This is a genomic window from uncultured Prevotella sp. (genome assembly GCF_946407605.1).
In the GTDB taxonomy this organism is placed as follows: domain Bacteria; phylum Bacteroidota; class Bacteroidia; order Bacteroidales; family Bacteroidaceae; genus Prevotella.
In genome coordinates this window covers 15,894-36,043 of the sequence record NZ_CAMJOS010000011.1, presented here as the reverse complement: position 1 = coordinate 36,043, position 20,150 = coordinate 15,894, and the positions used below count along the sequence as shown (strand labels likewise).

The window sequence follows — 20,150 nt, the reverse complement described above, 5'->3', positions numbered from 1 at the left end:
ACGTGTGCACCTTTTACTTTCTATTCCTGTAATTCAACACACTATTGAATGTCTGGGAAGGTGATGATGAGAATGTCGTCACTATTTGACTGATTCCAGACTCCGATGCCTTCCAGTTGATAAATAGGTGCGAGCTGAATCTGGGAAGGCGTATGACCGTCTGGCTGATAGCTCAATACATGGCTATGGAGAAAGTGTTCCAGAGTGGGATTGGCAAAATAATCGGTGGCGTGGATTAGTCTGACATATTGCATGTAACTGGTGTGGAAATAGCCCGTATTGGAAGGGGTGAAATAGACGAGGTCGGGTTGAGTGATGTAGACGCCTTTGAAAGTCTGGCCAGGCTTCAGGATAGTAACTTCCATATATGGCGACTGACTGCCGTCGGTGGTGTAGTCGATAGCGGCATTGAGGTTGTCGAAGGGCTTGAGGATGCGGAAACACTCGGGATTCTGCTCGCATATCTGTATCTCGACAGCGCCAGTTTCTTCGTACCAGAAGTTCTCCTGGATAGTGCCTGTACCAATAGTCTGCCACGTGATGACTTCTCCAATTTGCTCATTGCAGGTGGCGATGATGTTGCCTACAGAATCGACGAACTGAAGTGCAAACTTATAGATGCCATCGGCCGTAATGTGGCCACTGCCGCTGACATAGACGCTGCCGCTGGTGTTGTCGTGTAAGGCCATTTGACGGGCCACTTCGATGGTGGTACTATCTTTGACGGTGAACATGATGTTGTGGTTGCGCTGATAAGGTTCCACGATGCGATACAGCTGAACTTCATCGGTTTCGGCTTTCTCGATGGTGACCTCAGGTACGTTGAGCTCGAGTTTGAATTCTGAGAAGAACACGTCTTTGGTGTAATTGCGCCATGAGTACTGATTCTCGGCAATTTGCTGGCGGTTGAACAGCAGACTCACATCGATGGTATTGCTGACGGCATAGCCTATGAGATCATTGCGTTGCACGTTGATAGAGACATTGCCATCGGTGAAGGTATGACTTGGGGCTATGCGTCCAAGTATGAAATCGTATATGTCATAGGTGCGGTAATTGAAGTCGTTGAACGTGTTGTCGGTGGTGCCATTGGGATTGATGGTAAAGTTACAGCGCGAGTCGTTGAAATAGAGGGCGCCAACAATGTCACCATAGGTGTAATAATAATCACCTTTGCCCTGTAGGCTAATGTTGACCACCTTGACGGAGTCGTCGGCAGCTACTGCTTCACAGTCGATAGTGCCTACAGTAGTAGCCGTTATCCTAGGCAAGTAAGAGAAATGGTGGTTTTTATTGTAGTTGAAGGTTTCGGGCATGAGCACGGGGAGTACAAGGATGGACGACAGGGCATTGCCGACGCGTACACGCAGATAGCAGTTGGTGTGGCCAGTGGTGGGCATGTTGTTGACTGAAGCAATGGACTTAATGCTTGAGTACAGACTACTGGATGAAATCTTCAAGTCTGTGATTTCTTCGTCAGAAGTAGAGACACTGTTCAACTTAACGGTCTGCCCCAAAGGGAAGTTAGCTGATAGCGACAGATCTATCGAACCGGTAAGGGAACGCAGTTCTTCTGGCACCGATAGATGCAGCAGCACCTGGCTTACAGAGTCGATGGGTAGGGCGGTGAAGTCGTTGAGAAAGGCGGGCCGCAGGAAACGCAGTGTTTCCCATATACGTAATTCCTCCTCGTTGTTCTGAGGGTTGCCGTAGCCATAGAGTGCCAGGTTTGATGTAGATGCACCGTCGGGGATGGTGATATTCATCCACCAGGGACGACCTGTGGTGTTATAAGCGCTTTTCGCATAGAAATTGGTGCCTTCATAATCGCGTGTGACGCTCATGTTAAGGCGCTTGACGTCGAAAAACGTCTGACCTTCGCCCCAAAACTCAATGCGTTTCTGAAGGATAATCTCGTTGATAAGCTCATCACGGTTGGTAGAATTGAAACTATAGGTAGAGTCGCGATATTGGCGCATGAAGGTGTTGAGCAGTTCTAGTGCGGAGGCGGGGTCGCTATAGGCTAAGGCCTCGGCTTGAATGAAATACATCTCCTCGACGCGCATCAGCGGATAGGCGGTGAAACAGGCGCCGTTGTACCATTCATATTCGCCGTTGGCTGGACGGAACTTGACGCTAGTGTAGGGGTCGTAGTAAATATTATAGTTGAGCGGCGTCTTTCCACTGAGCGACGAGTTATAGGGGGCTATAAAGAGTAACTTACGAGGGTCACTATCGCTGATGCGATCATAGAGGCTGCGGCCTATCATGGACGGTACTAATTCTGCATAGCCCTCATACTCAGGCGACATCCACGAGATAAAGTTGGCAAGATTGGAAGGACAGTTCTTCTCGCTGGTTTGCTGAACACCCCACATCCAACGACTGATGTCGTTGAAGCCGTGTTTGGGCGATAGCATCTCATCGGCAGTCATTGGACGGCTGTCGGAAAGACTGATGGCTGATTTTGCATAGCTATAGGCAATGAAGTAATCACCTGTCCACATCGCCTTACGGGCCTGCAAGCCGCAGATGACATCGGCGTGGGGCACCTCATGCGAGTCAGTGTTGATGATGCTCACAATAGCGTCAGCTCGGCCTAGGTCCTTGTTGATGAAGTCGGCCACTTGCTCCTTGGTGGCTCGTGGCACATAGTAGGCGCCATTGACGGCTGTGGTATTCTCGTCTATGATAGGTACTGTGAGCGCTGTGACATCGGTGCCCATCTCGGTTATGCCGCTGGACATTTCGTTAGGTAAGAATTCGTACATACGGGCAAAGTCGAGATAGAGCATGGCGCGTGTAATGAGGGCCTCACATAGCACAGCCTTGTCCTGATCGGTGGCAGGGTTGTCTCCAATGATGCGGATAATATCGTTACATTGCATGATGGCATCGATATAGTAGAACCAGACAATGTGGGGTGTGATATAAACGGGTTGCATGTCTGCCTCAAGCGCGGTTCTGTACCAGTTGTAGCTGCTTGATATGCATGTCATATCCTCAGTCATTAGGTCGCGCATGTGCATTACGCTGCCGTAGCCGAAATCGTCAGGACGGTTACTGTTGTTGATAATGCTCGGAGCATAATTTGGTTCCCACGTGCGGTTACCCATAGTACGGAAATCAATGAGGCGCAGCTCGCTAGCAGGAACTATGTTAGGGTCGTAAATGTAATTGTTGATAGAGTCGTTCCATGTGTAGAGGGGTATCGACACCATGTTGTTTTCAAGAAACTCAACGTAGTTTTCGTGAGTTAACTGTTGGCCTTGTCTGTCGGTGATGCGCATCTTATACTGCTGTGCCGAAAGGCTTGCCGTAAGGGCTATTGTTGCGAAAATGGTCAGTATACGTTTCATTGTGTGGTCCTCCTATTTATTTACGATTATAATACTTGAAAACAGTCTGACCGGCCTTGATGATATACACTCCTTTAGGCAGACTGCTGATATCTGTCACTACACCATCGGCGCCGGCACGGGTGGAGATACACTTACGGCCGGAGGTATTGTAAACCATAACGAGATCGCCCTCCTTTAGTCCGCGTAGCTGAAGATCATTGCCGTCAGTCTCAACAATCTCGTAGATGCGAAGGTCGTTGACGTTGGTGATGGCATCGCCAAAGAACACACGGCAGACATAGGGATGAATATAGTCGATAGGCTCTTCGGAACTGGCTGAGTCGGTTTCATATGTCAAAGCCACACGAGGAGCGGAGGATGAATAGCGAAAACCATCGTTGTAGTAATTGACAAGAGTCATAGATGCCACCTTGCGTTCCACCACCTTTCCGTTGACGGTAATGGTGAGAGCGGGCGTTTCGGCCTTTTGAGCCAGAAGGCTGGGCCATGTGAACAACATCATAAGAAAGACTGTTGGTAGTCTGAAAAGTAGGAATTGTTTCATGTCTCTAGGTTTTAAATAATTGTTATATTAGGTTTCTGCTGCAAAAATAATAAAAATTATTTAAATTCCCATCATAATTGAAATAAAACTTTTTGAGACCGTCATAAAACCATATAAAAGCAAAAGCGACGGGCTTCACAGCCAATCGCTTCTATCTTCAATAGGTATTAGTTCTTTTAAGGTAAAAAGATTGTTTTCAGGATAACGTTGGCAAAGGTAGGCATTCTTTTTGAACTATGCAAACTTTTCTTAATGTTTTTTTTGAAAAAAATGCTGTGTGGGTACACAATTTCTTGATTTATGTCTACTCTACACAAATAATCGGAAAATATGCACGTTTTTTGAGTTTTTTACCTTTACCAACGATCCTATTCTTCTGATGCTGTTGACTCGTCTGTAGGCGTCGTACTATCTACTACAGTCGACTCGTTGCTACCACCATCAATGCTGTCGGCATTGTTAATGCTGAGACTGTCATTGGGGTTATAATAGAAACCAGTACATTGATAATCGGTAACAGAGACGGAGGCATCCTTCGGGTTGGCAAATTTGCCACGATAGTGAAGGAATTGCTTGTCGCTCAATACCGACTCGAAAAATTGTCCGCAAATAGGAAGGGCGGTGCGGCTTCCTTGGCCTAGCTCGCCAGTACGGAAATGGATGGCGCGATACTCACCGCCCACCCAGGCGCCACATACTAGGTTGGGACTGACTCCCACGAACCAAGCGTCAGAATGATTGTTCGATGTGCCAGTCTTGCCACCGAAGTCGGTGTCGGCAAAGTTGCGCACATAGCGCCACATATTCATGCTGGTGCCGCCTGGTTCGCGCATACCAGCCATGAGCATCTGCTGCATGAGTATGGCAGAGCGATAGGGGATGGCTTCTTCCTGTTGTTCTGTCGGAGCGTTATATATCTCGTTGCCGTCGCGGTCGAGGATGCGGGTCACGAGAATAGCCTCGTGGCTGTGGCCATCGTTGACGACGGTGGCATAGGAGTTGACAAGTTCCAACAGGTTAACATCGCTGGCACCGAGAGCCAATGAGGGGGCATCGTTAAGCGGACTCTTGATGCCCATTTTATGGGCAGTCCTGATAATGCGGTCGATTCCCACTTCCTGTCCAATGCGCACAGCCACTGAGTTAAGACTCTGGGCAAACGCTGACTTGAGTGTGACGTTACTGTCGTAGAAATAGCCGTTGGCGTTAGATGGTGCCCACAGCACCTCTTTCTGCTTCTCCTCGTCCCACACCTTCATGCTGAAGAAGGCATCCATGCGGCGGTCGCATGGTGTGAGACCTTGGTTCATGGCTTCGGTATAGACAAAGAGTTTGAAGGTGGAGCCTGGCTGGCGCATGGCGGTCACTTTGTCGTATTTCCAAGTGTCGAAGTCGAGGTCGCCCACCCAGGCTTTCACATAACCCGTCTTAGGCTCGATGGCCACCAGACCGCAATGCATGAAGTGTTCCATATAACGGATGGAGTCAAGGGTTGACATCTCTGTCTCGTAGATGCCGTCGTAGCTGAACAGCTTGACAGGGTGGGGCAGGTTGAGATAATAGTTGATGGAGTCTTGGTTACCTTCGAACTTCTTATCCAGATACTTATAGACAGACTGTCGCTTGGCAATATTCTCGATGAAGTTTGGAATCTCCTGATAATGCTCGTCGCGCCATGGATTCATGTTGCCCCAATGGGTGTTGAATTTCTTCTGTAGCTGCTCCATATTTTCCCACGCGGCCTGCTCGGCATATTTCTGCATGCGAGTGTCAAGTGTTGTGTAAATCTTCAGACCGTCAGTATAGAGATCGTAACCATTTTCGTGGCACCAGTCGCTGAGATAGTCTTTCAGGGCCTCGCGGAAATAGGTGGCTTGGCCATCGTAGGCGTTTTCTACGCTATAGTCGAGGGTGATGGGCAGTACCGAGAGCGAGTCGTATTCAGCCTGAGAAATGTGGTTATGGCTAAGCAGATTGCCCAATACCACATTGCGGCGGTTGAGGCTGTTTTCAGGGTTGAGGCGTGGGTTGTAATAAGTGGTGGCTTTAAGCATTCCCACGAGGATAGCGGCCTGATCGGTGGTGAGCTGTTGGGGTGTAGTGCCGAAATAGGTCTTGCAGGCTGTTTTGATACCGAACGAGTTGGAGCCGAAGTCCACCGTGTTGGCATACATAGTAAGGATTTCCTCCTTGCTGAAGTTCATCTCGAGCTTGGTGGCGGTAATCCATTCCTTGGTCTTCATAATGAGCATCTTGATGCCAGGGATGTTTCCCAACAGTCCTGTAGAATATTCGGTACGCACACGAAAGAGGTTCTTGGCCAGCTGCTGCGTGATAGTCGAAGCACCACGGGCATCTCCATGCACCACATAGTCTTTCAACGCAGCACCAAAGGCTTGGAAGTCCACACCATAGTGATGGTAGAAACGCTCGTCCTCGGTGTCGATGAGAGCTGTCCAGAAAATGGGGTTCACATCCTCGTACTTTACAGGTGTGCGGTTCTCGCTGAAGAACTTTCCAATCATGATGCTATCTGCACTATAAATCTCAGAAGCCTGAGCAGGGCGCGTATTGAGGATAGTGCTCATGCTGGGCGACTTGCCGAAGAGACCGAAGAAGTTGATATCGACGGCACCGAGATAGAGCAGTATCGCCACGATAAGCGAGACGACGCCAGAGAGAATCTTAACATACCAGGGACGGCCTTTGAAGAGATGGACGTACCAACTGATGATTGTCTTAAGACCCTTCCAGGTCATACCTATAATCTGTTTGATGTATTTCATTGTTTGGTGATTTGATAAAGAATCGATTGTTTTTCGTCGGGCGAGAACCATTGCATCTGTGGGTCACGTTTGAACCAGGTGAGCTGTTTTCGAGCATAGCGGCGCGTGTTGCCTTTGAGGCGCTCAATGGCTTCGTCGAGTGTCCATGTGCCGTCGAGATGGGTAAACATCTCTTTATAGCCCACAGTGTTGAGGGCGTTGAGATGGCGTAGATGATAGAGACTGCGAGCCTCGTCAAGCAGACCGTCGTACATCATCTGATCCACACGTTGGTTGATGCGGTCGTAAATGACGTCGCGCTCGCGATTCAGTCCAATCTTGATAATGCGGAATGGGCGCTCCTTGTGGGCGTTGGTGCGAAACGAAGTGTAGGTGCGGCCTGTCATCAGACAAATTTCCAGCGCATGAACCACGCGGCGTGGGTTCTTTTTGTCCACTATTTCCCAATGCTCAGGGTCCAGACGGCGTAGCTCCTCGCAAAGCACTTCGAGACCTTCGTTGGCCAGCCGCTGTTTCAGGGTGTTGCGAGTGTGGTCGTCAACGGTGGGGATATCATCGATGCCGTTGCACACAGCGTCAATATACATCATAGAGCCGCCAGTGAGTAGGGCATATTCGGATGATTGGAAAAGTTCGGGCAACAGCTGCATCACTTGCTCTTCATACATCGATGCGCTGTAGTAGTCCGTGAGGCTGAGAGTGCCTACAAAATAATGCCGCACCTTCCGAAGTTGCGCTTCGGTGGGTGCGGCTGTTCCTATTTTAAGCTCACGGTAAATCTGACGGGAGTCGGCATTGATAATAGGAATGCCAAGCTCTTTGGCAATGTCCAGACACAACTCCGTTTTACCCACGGCCGTAGGGCCTGTGATGACTATCAGCGTTTTATTCAACGAATGACGCCACGCTTTGAGTTCTCAAAGAATGAGCAGATATACTCTACCTCTTTGCAGTCGGGGTATTTTGCGCGAGCCTCGGCGATACCGTCCTTTAGAATGCCACGGGCATAGATGATGCGATAGGCATCGTGAATCTTCTCGATAGTCTCGTTAGAGAAACCGCGACGGCGCAGACCGATAAGGTTGATGCCTGCAAAGTGGATAGGCTCTTTACCTGCCATTGCATAAGGCGGGACATCCTGACTGGTGCGAGTGCCACCCTGAATCATGACATATCCGCCGATGTTGTTGAACTGGTGAACGAGCACCTCGGCAGAGATGATAGCAAAGTCGTGAACCACTACCTCTCCAGCAAACTTGGTAGAATTACCGATGATACAACCGTTGCCGATGACACAGTCGTGAGCTACATGCATATTCTCCATAAGCAGGTTGCCGTTGCCAACAACAGTCTTTCCCTTTGATGCTGTGCCACGACTGATTGTCACATTCTCACGGATGCTGTTGTTGTCGCCAATCTCTGCGGTAGTAATCTCGCCCTGGAACTTCAGGTCCTGAGGCTTGGTGGCAATGCTTGCACCTGGGAAGAACTCATTGTTAGAGCCGATGCGTGCACCATCATGTATGGTCACGTTGTTGAGGAATTTGTTGTTGTCGCCAATGACCACGTCTTTGTTAATCACGCAGAATGGGCCAATAATGTTGTTGTCGCCTAACTTGGCTTCTGGATCGACGACAGCTAATGGATGTATTTGATTCATATATTATTTGTTCTTTACTATTTGTGCAGTGAATGTGGCTTCAGATACTACGTGGTCGCCTACGAAGACATAGCCGTGCATGCTGGAGATACCATGACGCACAGGGCCCAGAAGGTCGACCTTAAAAATCAAGGTGTCACCAGGCACTACCTTCTGGCGGAACTTCACTCCGTCGATCTTCATGAAATAGGTTGACCAACGCTCGGGCTCCTCAACGCTGTTAAGCACCAGCAGACCGCCACATTGCGCCATCGCCTCAATCTGAAGAACGCCGGGCATCACAGGCTCTTGTGGGAAATGGCCAGTGAAGAAGGGTTCGTTAGAGGTGATATTCTTCACGCCAACGATGCTGTTGGGACCGATCTCGATGACCTTGTCGACCAACTGCATGGGATAGCGGTGGGGCAGCAGTTCACGGATACGGTTCACATCCATTACAGGCTCTTCGTTGGGGTCGTAAGCAGGTGCTTGAATCTCGTGTTTGCGAATCTCCTTACGAATCTCACGCGCGAACTTATTATTAATAGTATGTCCGGGACGGGTTGCAATGATGCGACCCTTGATGGGCTTGCCGATAAGGGCCATATCGCCGATAATGTCAAGCAACTTGTGGCGTGTGCACTCGTTTTCCCATTGCAGGGGCTTGTGCTGGATGTAGCCCAGGTCAGTAGCGTCACGATGCTCTACATGCAGCATGTCAGCCAGCATGTCGAGGCGCTCCTGAGTGGTCTGACGTTCGTAGATAACGATGGCATTATCCAGGTCGCCGCCCTTGATGAGGTTGGCCTGAATGAGGGGTTCGATGTCGCGTACGAAGACGAAGGTACGGGCAGCTGCGATGTCGGTGGCATACTTGGTGATGTCGTCGAGTGTGGCAAACTGGCTGTTGATAAACTTCGATTCAAACGAGCACATCGTGGTAAGCGAGAACTGCTCGTCGGGCAGGATGGTGATGCAGGAGCCGGTCTCCTCATCCTTCACCTCAATCTTCTTGCGGATGACGTACCAGTCCTTGGGGGCGTTCTGCTCTTCAATGCCAATCTCCTGAATCTTCTCCACATACTGGATGGCAGAGCCGTCGAGGATGGGGAACTCAGGACCGTTGACCTGAATGAGACAGTTGTCAACACCAAGGGCATAGAGGGCAGAGAGGGCATGTTCTACAGTAGAGACGCGAGCCTCGCCTTTGCCCAGCACGGTGCCGCGCTGTGTGTCTATTACGTTTTCAGCCACACCGTCGATGATGGGCATACCTTCAAGGTCGATGCGCTGAATCTTATAACCATGATTCTCTGGGGCAGGATTAAACGTCACTGTGAGGCTTAATCCAGTGTGCAAGCCCTTGCCGCAAAGCGAGAAGCTGCCTTTCAGAGTCTTTTGTTTCATACTTGATTATTTGTTTGCTTTTAATTCTTCTAGTTCTTTTCTCAGGGCGCTCAGCTCCTTATACATGTCAGGCAGACGACGGAAGATGGCTTGTGACTTGAAATAGGGCGTAGGCTCCATAGGAGGTGTTCCGATGAGCGTCTGGTTAGGCTTGATGCTACCAGGTGCACCTGACTGGGCACCCAGGTTGACGTGGTCACCAATGGTAATGTGGCCTGCCACACCAACCTGACCACCAAACATACACCATGAACCAACCTTTGTGGAACCTGCGATGCCTACCTGAGCAGACATCACCGTGTTTTCACCAACTTCCACGTTGTGGGCTACCTGAACGAGGTTGTCGAGTTTCACACCCTTGTGGATCACCGTGGCACCCATCGTAGAACGGTCAACACAAGTGTTGGCACCAATTTCCACGTTATCCTCTATAATCACGATGCCAATCTGTGGAATCTTATCGTAGCCATCCACATTAGGAGCGAATCCGAAACCATCGGCACCTATCACCGAACCAGCGTGAATGGTAACATTGTTTCCCAAACGGCAGCCCTGATAGATGGTGACGTTGGGATAGATGAGACATTTGGCGCCCATCTTAACGCCATCGCCGATAACCACGTGGGGATAAACCTGAGTGCCATCGCCAATGACGGCACCATCGCCGATTACGGCAAAGGCTCCGATATAGACATCCTGACCAATGGTAGCCTTTGGTGATACTGAGGCCAGTGGGTCGATGCCAGTCTTCTTGGGCTTCATGGATTCATAGAGCTGGAGCAGCTTAGCCACAGACTCATAGGCGTTCTTTACGCGAATGAGAGTGGCTGAGACTTTCTGTTCCAACACCAAGTCTTCATTTATCAGAACAATGGTAGACTTCGTTTCGTATAGAAAGTGTGTGTATTTGGGGTTTGACAGAAACGAGATAGCACCAGGCTGTCCCTCTTCTATTTTTGCAAAGGTGTGGATGGCGGCGTTTTCGTCTCCTTCCACTCGGCCGTTGATGAATTCGGCAATTTGTTTAGCTGTAAACTCCATATAAATGATTCAGTTTTGCTTTGTAGGGTGCAAAGATAACAAATTTTATTGAAAACGCTGATAACAAAGGTAATATTTTCGTATTTTTTTAGAAAGTAACGCCACATTCAGTATCTCAGAGGCTTCTGAGATGTCTTTTATGGTACCATCCTTGTACAAAATGTCGATAGAGTCATCATCGATGGAATACATATCTTTTTGGATGGGATTGACACTCATCAGATAGTGGGCATCCTGCTTGTCGATACCCATTTTCTGAGCTATCTCTGTCTGCAAAGCATCGATACGTTCGTTGGTGATGGGCTCTTCGTGCACCTCTACCTTGAATATCTTACGGTCGAGCATGTCGGTGGCCAGCGTGGAGAGTATTTTGTCGTTGGAGTGCTTCCAGCCTTTCATAGCACTCCAGATGTCGGAGTCGTCGAGCTCTTCATACATCTGCAGAGCTTCGGGGTGCTCGGAGAACCAGCGGGCGTCGACATCGTTCTCAAGGAAGTAGGCCAAAGCGGGCGACACATGATTAGTGATTGGACTATTCTCGTTCCTCTCTCCATTTTCCTCTTTCCATTTTCCTCTCTCCTCTTTCCACTTTTTCACCAAATCCTTAGCTCTAGTGAGCATGTTGACCAATACTTTCTCATAACCTACAGCAGTCTTGTGAAGATACACCTGCCAATACATTAACCGTCTGGTAGTCAGATAGTTCTCCAAAGAGTAAATTCCCTTTTGTTCAACAACCAGTCGATCGTCAACAACATTGAGCATCTTGATGATACGTGCAGAGCCGATGTTTCCTTCTGTGACGCCTGTGAAGAACGAATCACGACGCAGATAATCCAAACGATCCATATCCAACTGGCTGGATATGAGCTGATGGAGGAAACGCTTGGGATACTCGTCCTTGAAGATGGAGATGGCTAAGTTAAGACGTCCGCCTAGATCGTGGTTGATCTGTTCCATCATCAACAGCGAGATGTCTTCGTGGGAGATACCTGAAATCAGCGTGTTTTCAAGTACATGAGAGAACGGACCGTGACCAATATCGTGCATAAGGATGGCTGCCTCTACGGCTTCGGCCTCGGAGTCGAAGATAAACTGTCCCTTCTGCTGCAGAGAGAGGATGGCTTCGCTCATCAGATGGAAGGCGCCCAACGAATGCTGGAAGCGCGTGTGTCGGGCTCCTGGATAGACCACTGATGCCAATCCTAACTGGTTAATGCGGTTGAGACGCTGAAACAGCGGATGGCGCACAATGTCGTAAAGCAGTCCGCGGGGTATCTTGATGAATCCGAATACGGGGTCGTTGATGATTTTTGTTTCACTCATATCTGTGGTAGTTACTTTATCGTTTGTTCGCGTAGGAATTCTTCCCATTGTCCCTGATAGCCGTTGAACACGTTCAGGTCTACAGTACCCTGCATGCCTCGCACCACACCGTCTGAACTGAGTTGCCACAGGTCCAGGTGGATGTCAGGCTTATACTCGCCATAACGGGCTATCCAAAAGTGATAGTCGCGCTTCAGGTCAGGGGCTTTGTCGAGATAGGTGTTGACGAAGCGCTGGTTGACGTAGAGTAGGGGACGGGCTCCAGTGGCTCGTTCTACGCTTTTCAGCCAGATACGGATATTCTTGAACAGCACCTCGGCACCACCCATCTGTTCGATGAGGGCATCGCTGGGTTCTATGTCGAGCATCGGCGGCAGGTCGCCTTTTCTGAAGCTGGTGTGCTTCAGGAAGTGACTGGCTTGCGATGACGGGTCTTGTCGAGTGGAAAAGAAATGATAGGCACCAACAGGGATGCCTAATTTGTGACAACTCAAATAGTCGGCATCGAAATAGCGGTTGTTGATGGAGATGCCTTCTGTCGATTTGATATAGACGAACGACACGGGATAGTCCACCTCACCATTGATGCGTTGCTCGCTGATGCGTCGTCCCAAATGGGTGATACGCAGCTGCTTCCAGTTGATATTGAAACGCTTGCGGCCTTTCTCGTGCTGATAGCGTGAGATGTCGATGCCATAGATACGTTCAGTGGTGTATTGCATCCGTTCGCCCAGGAAACGTCCTCGTTTCCATTGTCCGGCTCTCAGGTTGGTTGTCGATACGCAGAAGCCGAATCCGTGCTGACGGTCTTCCTCCCAATGTCCCTCATAATAGGTTCCGTCGGCTTTCTGGTAGGAGCCGTGTCCGCAGGCTTCTAAATGACGATTGAACTGTCCTGCGTAGGTACCCTGAGGATCGATGCGGATGCCGCTGACTAGTGTGTCGTTACGGAATGTGCCAATGATGATGCGGCCGTTGTGGTCTTTAAGAACCTGCTTCCCTTCACGTTTGCGTTTCAATATGGCAAAGGCGTTAGTCAACACCAGGTTGCCATGAGGCATATAGGCTGTCAGGGTAGAGTCGCCTTCTTTGGCAAAACGTGCCACCATGTCAAACCCTTCATCCACCACATTATGTCTTTGTAGATAGTACTCCAGTTCGCCCATGATGAGTTGGCGGCGTTGACTAAGGGCGTCACCATATCCTAAAAGCGGGAACATCGAGGCTATCAGTATCCAGAGGTATCGCATGCGGGAATGAAGAGAATTCAGGATACGTTATTCGCGTTGGGCTGCTTCCCAGGAAAGCAGCGCCTTGATGAATGTTTCGTAAGGATTATTACGAAACGGTTTAGCTTTGATGGCTTCCAATAGAAGGTACACAAGGTAGATGAGCATACACAGCAGGAATCCTGTGGCATAGGCGTAGACAGCCATGTTGGAGTCTTTTACCAGCAGACTGAACAGCGCTACAGGAACGACGAATGCCAGACCCAGAATCATGTAGCGATAGCGACGCCAGGAGTCTTTGAAGTCTTCGAATTTCTGCTTCTTCTCCAGATAGGCTTCAAAGTCTTCTTCTTTGATGTTATAGTTCTGAATCTTGGGCAGGGTAGGGTCGTCTTTGTGGTCTGTGCGAATGTCCCAGATATGTCCCTGAATGGATTCGAGTGATATGCGGTCGATGTATGAACGGTCTATTTGAAACATAAGAGTAAAATTTAAGCCCCCTGAAAAAGTTCTCAGGGGGCTCTTTAATATTAGCAAAGTCTGCGGGAACCGTCGCCGATGACTACGTCATAGACCTTTGGCTCATGCCCGTACTTAGCGTTGAACTTCTGCTTGGCAGTCTCGATGAACTGCTTGTAGAGATCGTTGCGAACCAGGTTGATGGTGCAGCCGCCGAAGCCGCCACCCATGATACGAGAACCAGTAACGCCACACTCCTTGGCAATGTCGTTCAGGAAGTCGAGCTCCTCGCAAGACACCTCGTAGTCCTTTGACAGACCCTCGTGAGTCTTGTACATCATCTCACCCACCTTCTCGTAGTCGCCTTCGTTCAGAGCATCGCAGACAGCTAGTACGCGGTCCTTCTCGCCCAGCACGAACTTAGCGCGCTTGTAGTCCTCTTCGCCTACCTCGGCCTTTACTTCCTCCAGTTGTTCCCATGTGCAGTCACGCAGGGTCTCGAACTTGCCCTCGGGGTGCTTGGCCTGGATGTGCTTCACCACGTTCTCGCAAGAGTTACGACGATCGTTGTAGGGTGAGCCAGCCAACTGGTGCTTAACTACTGAGTCGAGCAATACCAGACGGTAGCCATCGGGCTTGAATGGGAAGTACTCGAACTCGCGGCTGCGGCAGTCCAGACGCATCAGACAGCCTGCCTTGCCGAATACAGAAGCAAACTGGTCCATGATACCGCAGTTCACGCCGCAGTAGTTGTGCTCTGTAGCCTGACCAGCCAGCACCATATCCCACTGAGACACCTTGTTGTCGCCGAAGAGGTCGTTCAGACCACAGGCGAAACAGCTCTCCATAGCAGCACTTGACGACATACCAGCGCCAAGGGGCACATCGCCAGCGAAGGCAATGTTAAAGCCCTTTACGGGAACGCCCAACTTCTTCATCTCCAAAGAGATACCATAGATATAGCGGGCCCAAGAAGCCTTAGGACCATCAGGGTCGCTCAACTTGAAGTCCACGCGGTCTTTCAGGTCGATAGCGTATGCCATCACAGTGTCTTCTGTATCGTTGATACGCATCTCGGCGATAATACCTTTGTCTACTGCTCCTGGGAATACAAATCCGCCGTTATAGTCGGTGTGCTCACCAATCAGGTTAATACGACCAGGAGATGCATACACATTTCCTGTCTTTCCGTCGAAATGCTTGATGAAGCGACTTCTTACAAATTCAATGTCCATCATAATTCAATAGTGTTTTTTGTTTGTTATTATTAGTAATAGGTAATATGTCTTACTTGACGTTGATGCCAATCTTGCTGCCCCAGTTGCAGAACCAGATGATGTAGGCGTAGAACACGAACATGGCGCAAAGGGCAACGATTACACCAGCGGCATCAACGATGGCACCCATCACAGGCATCAGCAGAGCACCGCCAATCACACCTGTGTTGATGACGCCAGAAGCAGCCTTGGTGTGAGGACCAAGCTCCTGTAGGCCGAGGTTGAAGATGAGAGGCCACATCACAGAGTGGAACAGGCCAGCAGCCAGCATCAACCAGATACCAATCATCGAAGTTGCAAAGATCAGCGACAGGCCGATGCAGATTGCACCGAGACACAAGCAAGCTGTCAGCAACTTACGAGGCTCGAACTTGGTCAGGATACCAGCACCGATGAAACGTCCAACCATCATGCCGCCCCAGTAGAATGCCAGATAGTTTGTTGCCAGAGCGGCACATTCTGCAGGATTCATGTCGGGATAGAGCAGTGAGAAACGGTAGGGGAGCATAGAGGGAACACCAATTTCTACACCCATATACATAAAGATGGCGAGGGCACCCAGCCATACATGTGTATACTTGAAGACGCTTGACTTGTACTCCTTCTTCTCTCCGCTTTCCTCTTCAGCCTGCTTGCCTTCGTCAATCTTCGGCAACTTCAGGAATACTAGAATGCCGCAGATAATCAGAGTGAAGATACCAAGACCCAAGAACGGTCCAGGAACAGCATCAGGCGTAGGAACCTGACCAGCAATGATGACTGTCGTAATAAAAATAGGTGCAACAGTGGTGGCTACTGAGTTAAGAGCCTGTGACAGTGTCATGCGGAAAGCACCAGACTCAGGTTTGCCAAGCACCATTACATAAGGATTGGCCACATTCTGCAACATCACCACACCCATTGCTACGATGCACATAGACAGCAGGAATACGATGTAAACGTTGGCTCCAGCACCAATAGCCCAGTTGATACCAAATGAGTTGATGACGAAACCAATGCCAGCAACGGCAAGACCCAGCAACAAAGTTCCTTTATAGCCAATCTTGCTCATCAACATAGCAAATGGGATAGCCAGCAGATAGGCTCCATAGAATGCTGTGTTAACATACTGGCCTTGCTGGGCAGACAGGTTGAAAGCCTCAGAAAGGAAGGCAATCATCGAGTTGTTCATGGTCGTGATGAATCCGATGAGGAAGCACACGATGAACACAATAATCAATGGGAACAGATAGTTCGGAGTTTGTTTTTGTGACATTTTTCTTTGTTTTATGATTTAGTTATTATGAGTTGAGATTTGAGGCTCCGATAGGTCTTATAGACTCATCTCAAACCTCAAATCTCAATATTCACTTCTTATTCGGCAATGCCGAATTTGTAAATTGTCTTCTGCTTGTAGCGCTCACCAGGATTCAATACTACGCTGGGGAAGTAAGGACGGTTGGGTGAGTCGGGGAAGTGCTGAGTCTCAAGACATACGGCCGAACGACGTGGGAATGTGCATCCGTTGGCGCCCTTGTAGCCGTTCAGGTAGTTACCTGTATACAGCTGCATGCCAGGCTCTGTGGTCCAGCATTCCAGTGTGCGTCCGCTCTTGGGGTCTGTCAGCTTGGCAGCGAAGCTCAGCTCGCCTTCCTCTTTCTTATTGAGTACATAGTTGTGGTCGTATCCGTTACCAAACTTAATCTGCTCATTATCAGCATCAATCTCCTTGCCGATAGCCTTTGGCTTACGGAAGTCGAATGGTGTGCCTTCCACCTTCAGGATCTCACCAGTAGGAATAGCGGTGTCGTCGGTGGGCAGATAGAAGTCAGAGTTGATTTCGCAGATGATGTCGTCAATCGTAGGTGTGGGATCAGCGGTGCCAGCAATAGAGAAGAAGGCGTGATGTGTCAGGTTCACGATGGTCTTCTTGTTGGTGGTAGCCAGATACTCCAGCACCAGCTCGTTGTTGTCAGTGAAGGTGAACTCCACAGTGACGTCGAGCTCGCCAGTGTAACCCTCTTCACCATAAGAAGATACACGATGCAGAGCCAGCGAGCGGGGACCCATCTGACGGGCATCCCATACCTTGGCGTTGAAGCCCTTCAGACCGCCGTGCAGGTGGTTGGGACCATTATTGATGGCCACCTGATACTCCTTGCCGTTCAGTGTAAACTGACCCTTGCATATACGGTTGCCCCAACGACCGATAAGTGTCGACAGGTAAGGCTCGTTGCCGCTCATCAGCTGCTCAATGTTGGCATGTCCCTGAATCACGTTGCCTACTTTGCCGTCTTTGTCGGGCACCATGATGGCGCAGATAGCACCGCCATAGTTTGAGATTGCTACTTCGTAACCTTTACGGTTGCGCAGGATGAAAAGATCGGTTTTCTTACCATTGATAGTGGTCTGGAAGTCTTCGCGCTTCAGACCACAGAGATTCGCATTTTCTGTTACGTTTGCCATACTAATATGTTTTTAGTTAAAGTATTCTTGTTGCAAAGTAACAAAAAAATACCGACTTGTGCAAACAAATCGGTAAAAATTTGGTGTTAAAAACACCTAAATACGTGTTTTGAGAAAATCTGCGACGATGTAAGTGCTGCCTCCAATGAAGATAACGTCTTCACTAGTAGCACCTTGCATCGCAGCTTGGTATGCTTCGATCACTGTGGGGTAACATTCGCCTTTCAGCCCAAATTGTTCACCAAAAATCTTTAATGACGTTTCTGGGAATGCTCTTTTGGTAGAACCCTTGGTGAAGAAATAGGTGGCATTCTTGGGCAGCAGAGCCATCACACCATAGATGTCTTTATCCTCGACGATGCCGAAAATGATGCGCAGTTTCTGACAGTTTAGACTCTCCAGTTGCTTACCCAGGTATTCCCATGCGCCAGGGTTGTGTCCTGTGTCGCAAATAACCCTTGGGTTCTCCCTGACCGTCTGCCATCGTGCCATGAGTCCTGTAATCTTCGTCACGTTCTTGAAGGCATTGCTCATCTCCTCTGCAATCAGGTGATTGTTTTTCTCATCGATGCAGTCTGCCAGATAGCCCATCTCCACCAAACGGTGCATGGCCACCACCACCGTATTCATGTTGCGAGGCTGGTATTCACCTGTCAACTCACAGTCAAACTCTCCTAAATGTGCGGCTTTATAGTGGATGTACTCACCTTTCAATTCTGACGAAACAATCTCCTGTTCGTCCTCTGCAAAATAAATAGGTGCCTGCATCTCGCTGGCCAGAGCGCTGAACACGGCTCTTGTCTCGGGTTTTGCCTCACCAATGATGACGGGCACATTTTTCTTGATGATACCGCCTTTCTCGAAGGCAATCTGCTCCAGACTGCTGCCCAGCAGCTGTGTGTGGTCGAGTGAGATATTCGTGATGATACTGACAATTGGGGTGATGATGTTGGTGCAGTCCAGTCTGCCTCCCAGCCCCACCTCAATGACGGCGATGTCCACATTCTTCTCCTTAAAGTATTTGAATGCCATCGCTGTGGTCAGCTCAAAGAACGAGGGGTTCAGGGGCTCGAAAAACTCCTTTTCCTCTTCTACGAACTTTACCACATAATCTTCGTCGATGGGTGTGCCGTTGATGCGTATCCGCTCGCGGAAATCAATCAGATGGGGTGAGGTGTAGAGACCTACCTTATAGCCACTTACCTGCAGTTCGGCAGCAATGAGGTGTGCCACCGATCCTTTGCCGTTGGTGCCGGCAACGTGAATACTGCGGAAACTCTCATGCGGATGTCCGAAATGCTCGTCGAGCTTGTACGAGGTGTCCAGACCTTCCTTGTAGCCTGTAGCCCCTTGATTCTCGTAGCTGGTTGTCCTGCTAAACAGATAATCTATGGTCTCTTGATAATTCATAACCCCTTTATTGTAAGTTCTCGCCTCTCAGTCTTAATTAACTGAAGTAGTTCTTAAAACGCTGGAAGATGCTGTCCTTTGTCAGCTTGTCGCCTTTGAAGTTGTCGCTGTCCTTGAAGGCCTCGATGGCTTTCTTCTCTTCGCTCGACAGTGTCTTGGGCACATACACGCTGATGTTCACCACCAGGTCGCCATGACCACTGCCGTAACCCTGTACTGCGGGCAGGCCCTTGCCCCTCAGACGCATCGTCTTTCCAGGTTGTGTGCCGCTGTCAATCTTCACCTTCAGCGTCCTTCCGTCGATAGTGGGAATGTCTACCTCGCCTCCAAGTGCTGCTGTAGGGAAGTCTAACAAGAGATTGTATATCAGGTCGTTACCGTCACGAACGAAGGTATTGTTCTCTTCCTCCTCGATATAAACCTGAATGTCTCCTGCTATGCCGCCATGATGTCCTGCGTTACCTTTGCCAGGTACGTTGACTACCATACCTTCTGCCACACCAGCAGGGATGTTGATTTCCACAACCTCCTCGCCTTTTGTGACGCCAGTGCCGCCACATTCGTGACATTTGTTCTTGATAATCTGACCTTCGCCATGACAGGTGGGACATACGCCCTGCGTCTGCATCATGCCGAAGATGCTCTGTGTGGTGTGGGTGATAACACCAGAGCCGTGACACGTAGGACAACTCTCGCGACCGCTACCATCCTCGGCACCTGTGCCGTGACAATGGCTGCAGGCAATATCCTTGCGCACCTTGAACTTCTTGGTGACACCCGTGTTAATCTCTTGCAGGGTGAGGCGCACCTTCAGTCTCAGGTCACTGCCTCTGTGTTGCTGTGGACGTGATGAACGACCACCTCCGAAGCCTCCAAAGCCGTGTCCTCCAAAGATATCGCCGAACATCGAGAAGATGTCGTCCATGTTCATCTGGGCACCAAAGCCGTCAAAGCCTCCGAATCCGCCGCCTGTAGGTCCTGCAAATCCAAACTGGTCGTACTGCTGACGCTTCTGTGGGTCGTGCAGCACGTTATAGGCCTCTGCGGCCTCCTTGAATTTCTCCTCAGCCTCTTTGTCGCCAGGGTTTCTGTCAGGGTGATATTTGATGGCAATCTTTCTGTATGCCTTCTTGATGTCATCTTCCGAGGCCGTCTTAGTTAGTCCCAGTACCTCGTAGTAGTCTCGTTTCTGTTGTGCCATTTAATTGTCAACTTTCAACTTTCA

The 20,150-nt window shown here is 49.5% G+C and carries 15 protein-coding genes; all 15 read right to left on the bottom strand.

What is annotated here, in order from left to right:
- Positions 1-41 precede the first annotated feature (41 nt).
- Entirely contained in the window at positions 42-3,359 is a 3,318-nt protein-coding gene (locus Q0R57_RS06480; RefSeq protein ID WP_294744926.1) for a RagB/SusD family nutrient uptake outer membrane protein, read from the bottom strand.
- Between the two features lie 16 nt (positions 3,360-3,375).
- Positions 3,376-3,906 (bottom strand): T9SS type A sorting domain-containing protein, encoded by a 531-nt coding sequence (locus tag Q0R57_RS06475; RefSeq protein ID WP_294744923.1) that lies wholly within the window; start codon positions 3,904-3,906, stop codon positions 3,376-3,378.
- A 368-nt stretch (positions 3,907-4,274) separates the two neighbouring features.
- Positions 4,275-6,692: a transglycosylase domain-containing protein gene (locus Q0R57_RS06470; RefSeq protein ID WP_294744920.1), complete on the bottom strand. Its 2,418-nt coding sequence runs from the start codon at positions 6,690-6,692 to the stop codon at positions 4,275-4,277.
- Positions 6,689-7,585: a tRNA (adenosine(37)-N6)-dimethylallyltransferase MiaA gene (gene miaA, locus Q0R57_RS06465; protein ID WP_294744917.1), complete on the bottom strand. Its 897-nt coding sequence runs from the start codon at positions 7,583-7,585 to the stop codon at positions 6,689-6,691. Before miaA ends, Q0R57_RS06470 begins: the two co-directional genes overlap by 4 nt.
- Positions 7,582-8,352 carry an acyl-ACP--UDP-N-acetylglucosamine O-acyltransferase gene (gene lpxA, locus Q0R57_RS06460; protein WP_294744914.1) on the bottom strand — a complete coding sequence of 257 codons (771 nt, stop codon included), beginning with the start codon at positions 8,350-8,352 and terminating at the stop codon, positions 7,582-7,584. The genes miaA and lpxA overlap by 4 nt, the downstream gene beginning before the upstream one ends.
- Before the next feature lie 3 nt (positions 8,353-8,355).
- A complete protein-coding gene (locus Q0R57_RS06455) occupies positions 8,356-9,738 on the bottom strand; it encodes a bifunctional UDP-3-O-[3-hydroxymyristoyl] N-acetylglucosamine deacetylase/3-hydroxyacyl-ACP dehydratase (protein ID WP_294744910.1) in 1,383 nt (460 codons plus the stop codon).
- 6 nt (positions 9,739-9,744) lie between these two features.
- Positions 9,745-10,779 (bottom strand): UDP-3-O-(3-hydroxymyristoyl)glucosamine N-acyltransferase, encoded by a 1,035-nt coding sequence (lpxD, locus tag Q0R57_RS06450; RefSeq protein ID WP_294744907.1) that lies wholly within the window; start codon positions 10,777-10,779, stop codon positions 9,745-9,747.
- A gap of 45 nt (positions 10,780-10,824) precedes the next feature.
- Positions 10,825-12,105: an HD domain-containing protein gene (locus tag Q0R57_RS06445; protein WP_294744904.1), complete on the bottom strand. Its 1,281-nt coding sequence runs from the start codon at positions 12,103-12,105 to the stop codon at positions 10,825-10,827.
- A gap of 11 nt (positions 12,106-12,116) precedes the next feature.
- Positions 12,117-13,355 (bottom strand): GH25 family lysozyme, encoded by a 1,239-nt coding sequence (locus Q0R57_RS06440; protein WP_294744903.1) that lies wholly within the window; start codon positions 13,353-13,355, stop codon positions 12,117-12,119.
- Positions 13,356-13,382: 27 nt separating this feature from the next.
- Positions 13,383-13,814 carry a hypothetical protein gene (locus Q0R57_RS06435; RefSeq protein WP_294744900.1) on the bottom strand — a complete coding sequence of 144 codons (432 nt, stop codon included), beginning with the start codon at positions 13,812-13,814 and terminating at the stop codon, positions 13,383-13,385.
- Between the two features lie 50 nt (positions 13,815-13,864).
- Complete coding sequence (gene galK, locus Q0R57_RS06430; protein WP_294745111.1) at positions 13,865-15,028, bottom strand: galactokinase; 1,164 nt, start codon at positions 15,026-15,028, stop codon at positions 13,865-13,867.
- A gap of 52 nt (positions 15,029-15,080) precedes the next feature.
- A complete protein-coding gene (locus tag Q0R57_RS06425) occupies positions 15,081-16,325 on the bottom strand; it encodes an MFS transporter (protein WP_294744896.1) in 1,245 nt (414 codons plus the stop codon).
- 98 nt (positions 16,326-16,423) lie between these two features.
- The gene (locus Q0R57_RS06420; RefSeq protein WP_294744894.1) at positions 16,424-17,515 is read right to left on the bottom strand and encodes an aldose epimerase family protein; all 1,092 of its coding nucleotides are present in this window, start codon (positions 17,513-17,515) and stop codon (positions 16,424-16,426) included.
- 96 nt (positions 17,516-17,611) lie between these two features.
- Complete coding sequence (locus Q0R57_RS06415; protein WP_294744891.1) at positions 17,612-18,925, bottom strand: folylpolyglutamate synthase/dihydrofolate synthase family protein; 1,314 nt, start codon at positions 18,923-18,925, stop codon at positions 17,612-17,614.
- Between the two features lie 37 nt (positions 18,926-18,962).
- Positions 18,963-20,126: a molecular chaperone DnaJ gene (gene dnaJ / locus Q0R57_RS06410; protein ID WP_294744887.1), complete on the bottom strand. Its 1,164-nt coding sequence runs from the start codon at positions 20,124-20,126 to the stop codon at positions 18,963-18,965.
- Between the last annotated feature and the right edge of the window lie 24 nt (positions 20,127-20,150).

What these genes read in the sequence shown, in the direction of transcription:
- Q0R57_RS06480 (WP_294744926.1), bottom strand. Translation starts at nt 3,359, where the DNA reads ATGAAACGTATACTGACCATTTTCGCAACAATAGCCCTTACGGCAAGC.
- Q0R57_RS06475 (WP_294744923.1), bottom strand. Translation starts at nt 3,906, where the DNA reads ATGAAACAATTCCTACTTTTCAGACTACCAACAGTCTTTCTTATGATG.
- Q0R57_RS06470 (WP_294744920.1), bottom strand. Translation starts at nt 6,692, where the DNA reads ATGAAATACATCAAACAGATTATAGGTATGACCTGGAAGGGTCTTAAG.
- lpxA (WP_294744914.1), bottom strand. Translation starts at nt 8,352, where the DNA reads ATGAATCAAATACATCCATTAGCTGTCGTCGATCCAGAAGCCAAGTTA.
- Q0R57_RS06455 (WP_294744910.1), bottom strand. Translation starts at nt 9,738, where the DNA reads ATGAAACAAAAGACTCTGAAAGGCAGCTTCTCGCTTTGCGGCAAGGGC.
- lpxD (WP_294744907.1), bottom strand. Translation starts at nt 10,779, where the DNA reads ATGGAGTTTACAGCTAAACAAATTGCCGAATTCATCAACGGCCGAGTG.
- Q0R57_RS06445 (WP_294744904.1), bottom strand. Translation starts at nt 12,105, where the DNA reads ATGAGTGAAACAAAAATCATCAACGACCCCGTATTCGGATTCATCAAG.
- Q0R57_RS06440 (WP_294744903.1), bottom strand. Translation starts at nt 13,355, where the DNA reads ATGCGATACCTCTGGATACTGATAGCCTCGATGTTCCCGCTTTTAGGA.
- Q0R57_RS06435 (WP_294744900.1), bottom strand. Translation starts at nt 13,814, where the DNA reads ATGTTTCAAATAGACCGTTCATACATCGACCGCATATCACTCGAATCC.
- galK (WP_294745111.1), bottom strand. Translation starts at nt 15,028, where the DNA reads ATGGACATTGAATTTGTAAGAAGTCGCTTCATCAAGCATTTCGACGGA.
- Q0R57_RS06425 (WP_294744896.1), bottom strand. Translation starts at nt 16,325, where the DNA reads ATGTCACAAAAACAAACTCCGAACTATCTGTTCCCATTGATTATTGTG.
- Q0R57_RS06420 (WP_294744894.1), bottom strand. Translation starts at nt 17,515, where the DNA reads ATGGCAAACGTAACAGAAAATGCGAATCTCTGTGGTCTGAAGCGCGAA.
- Q0R57_RS06415 (WP_294744891.1), bottom strand. Translation starts at nt 18,925, where the DNA reads ATGAATTATCAAGAGACCATAGATTATCTGTTTAGCAGGACAACCAGC.
- dnaJ (WP_294744887.1), bottom strand. Translation starts at nt 20,126, where the DNA reads ATGGCACAACAGAAACGAGACTACTACGAGGTACTGGGACTAACTAAG.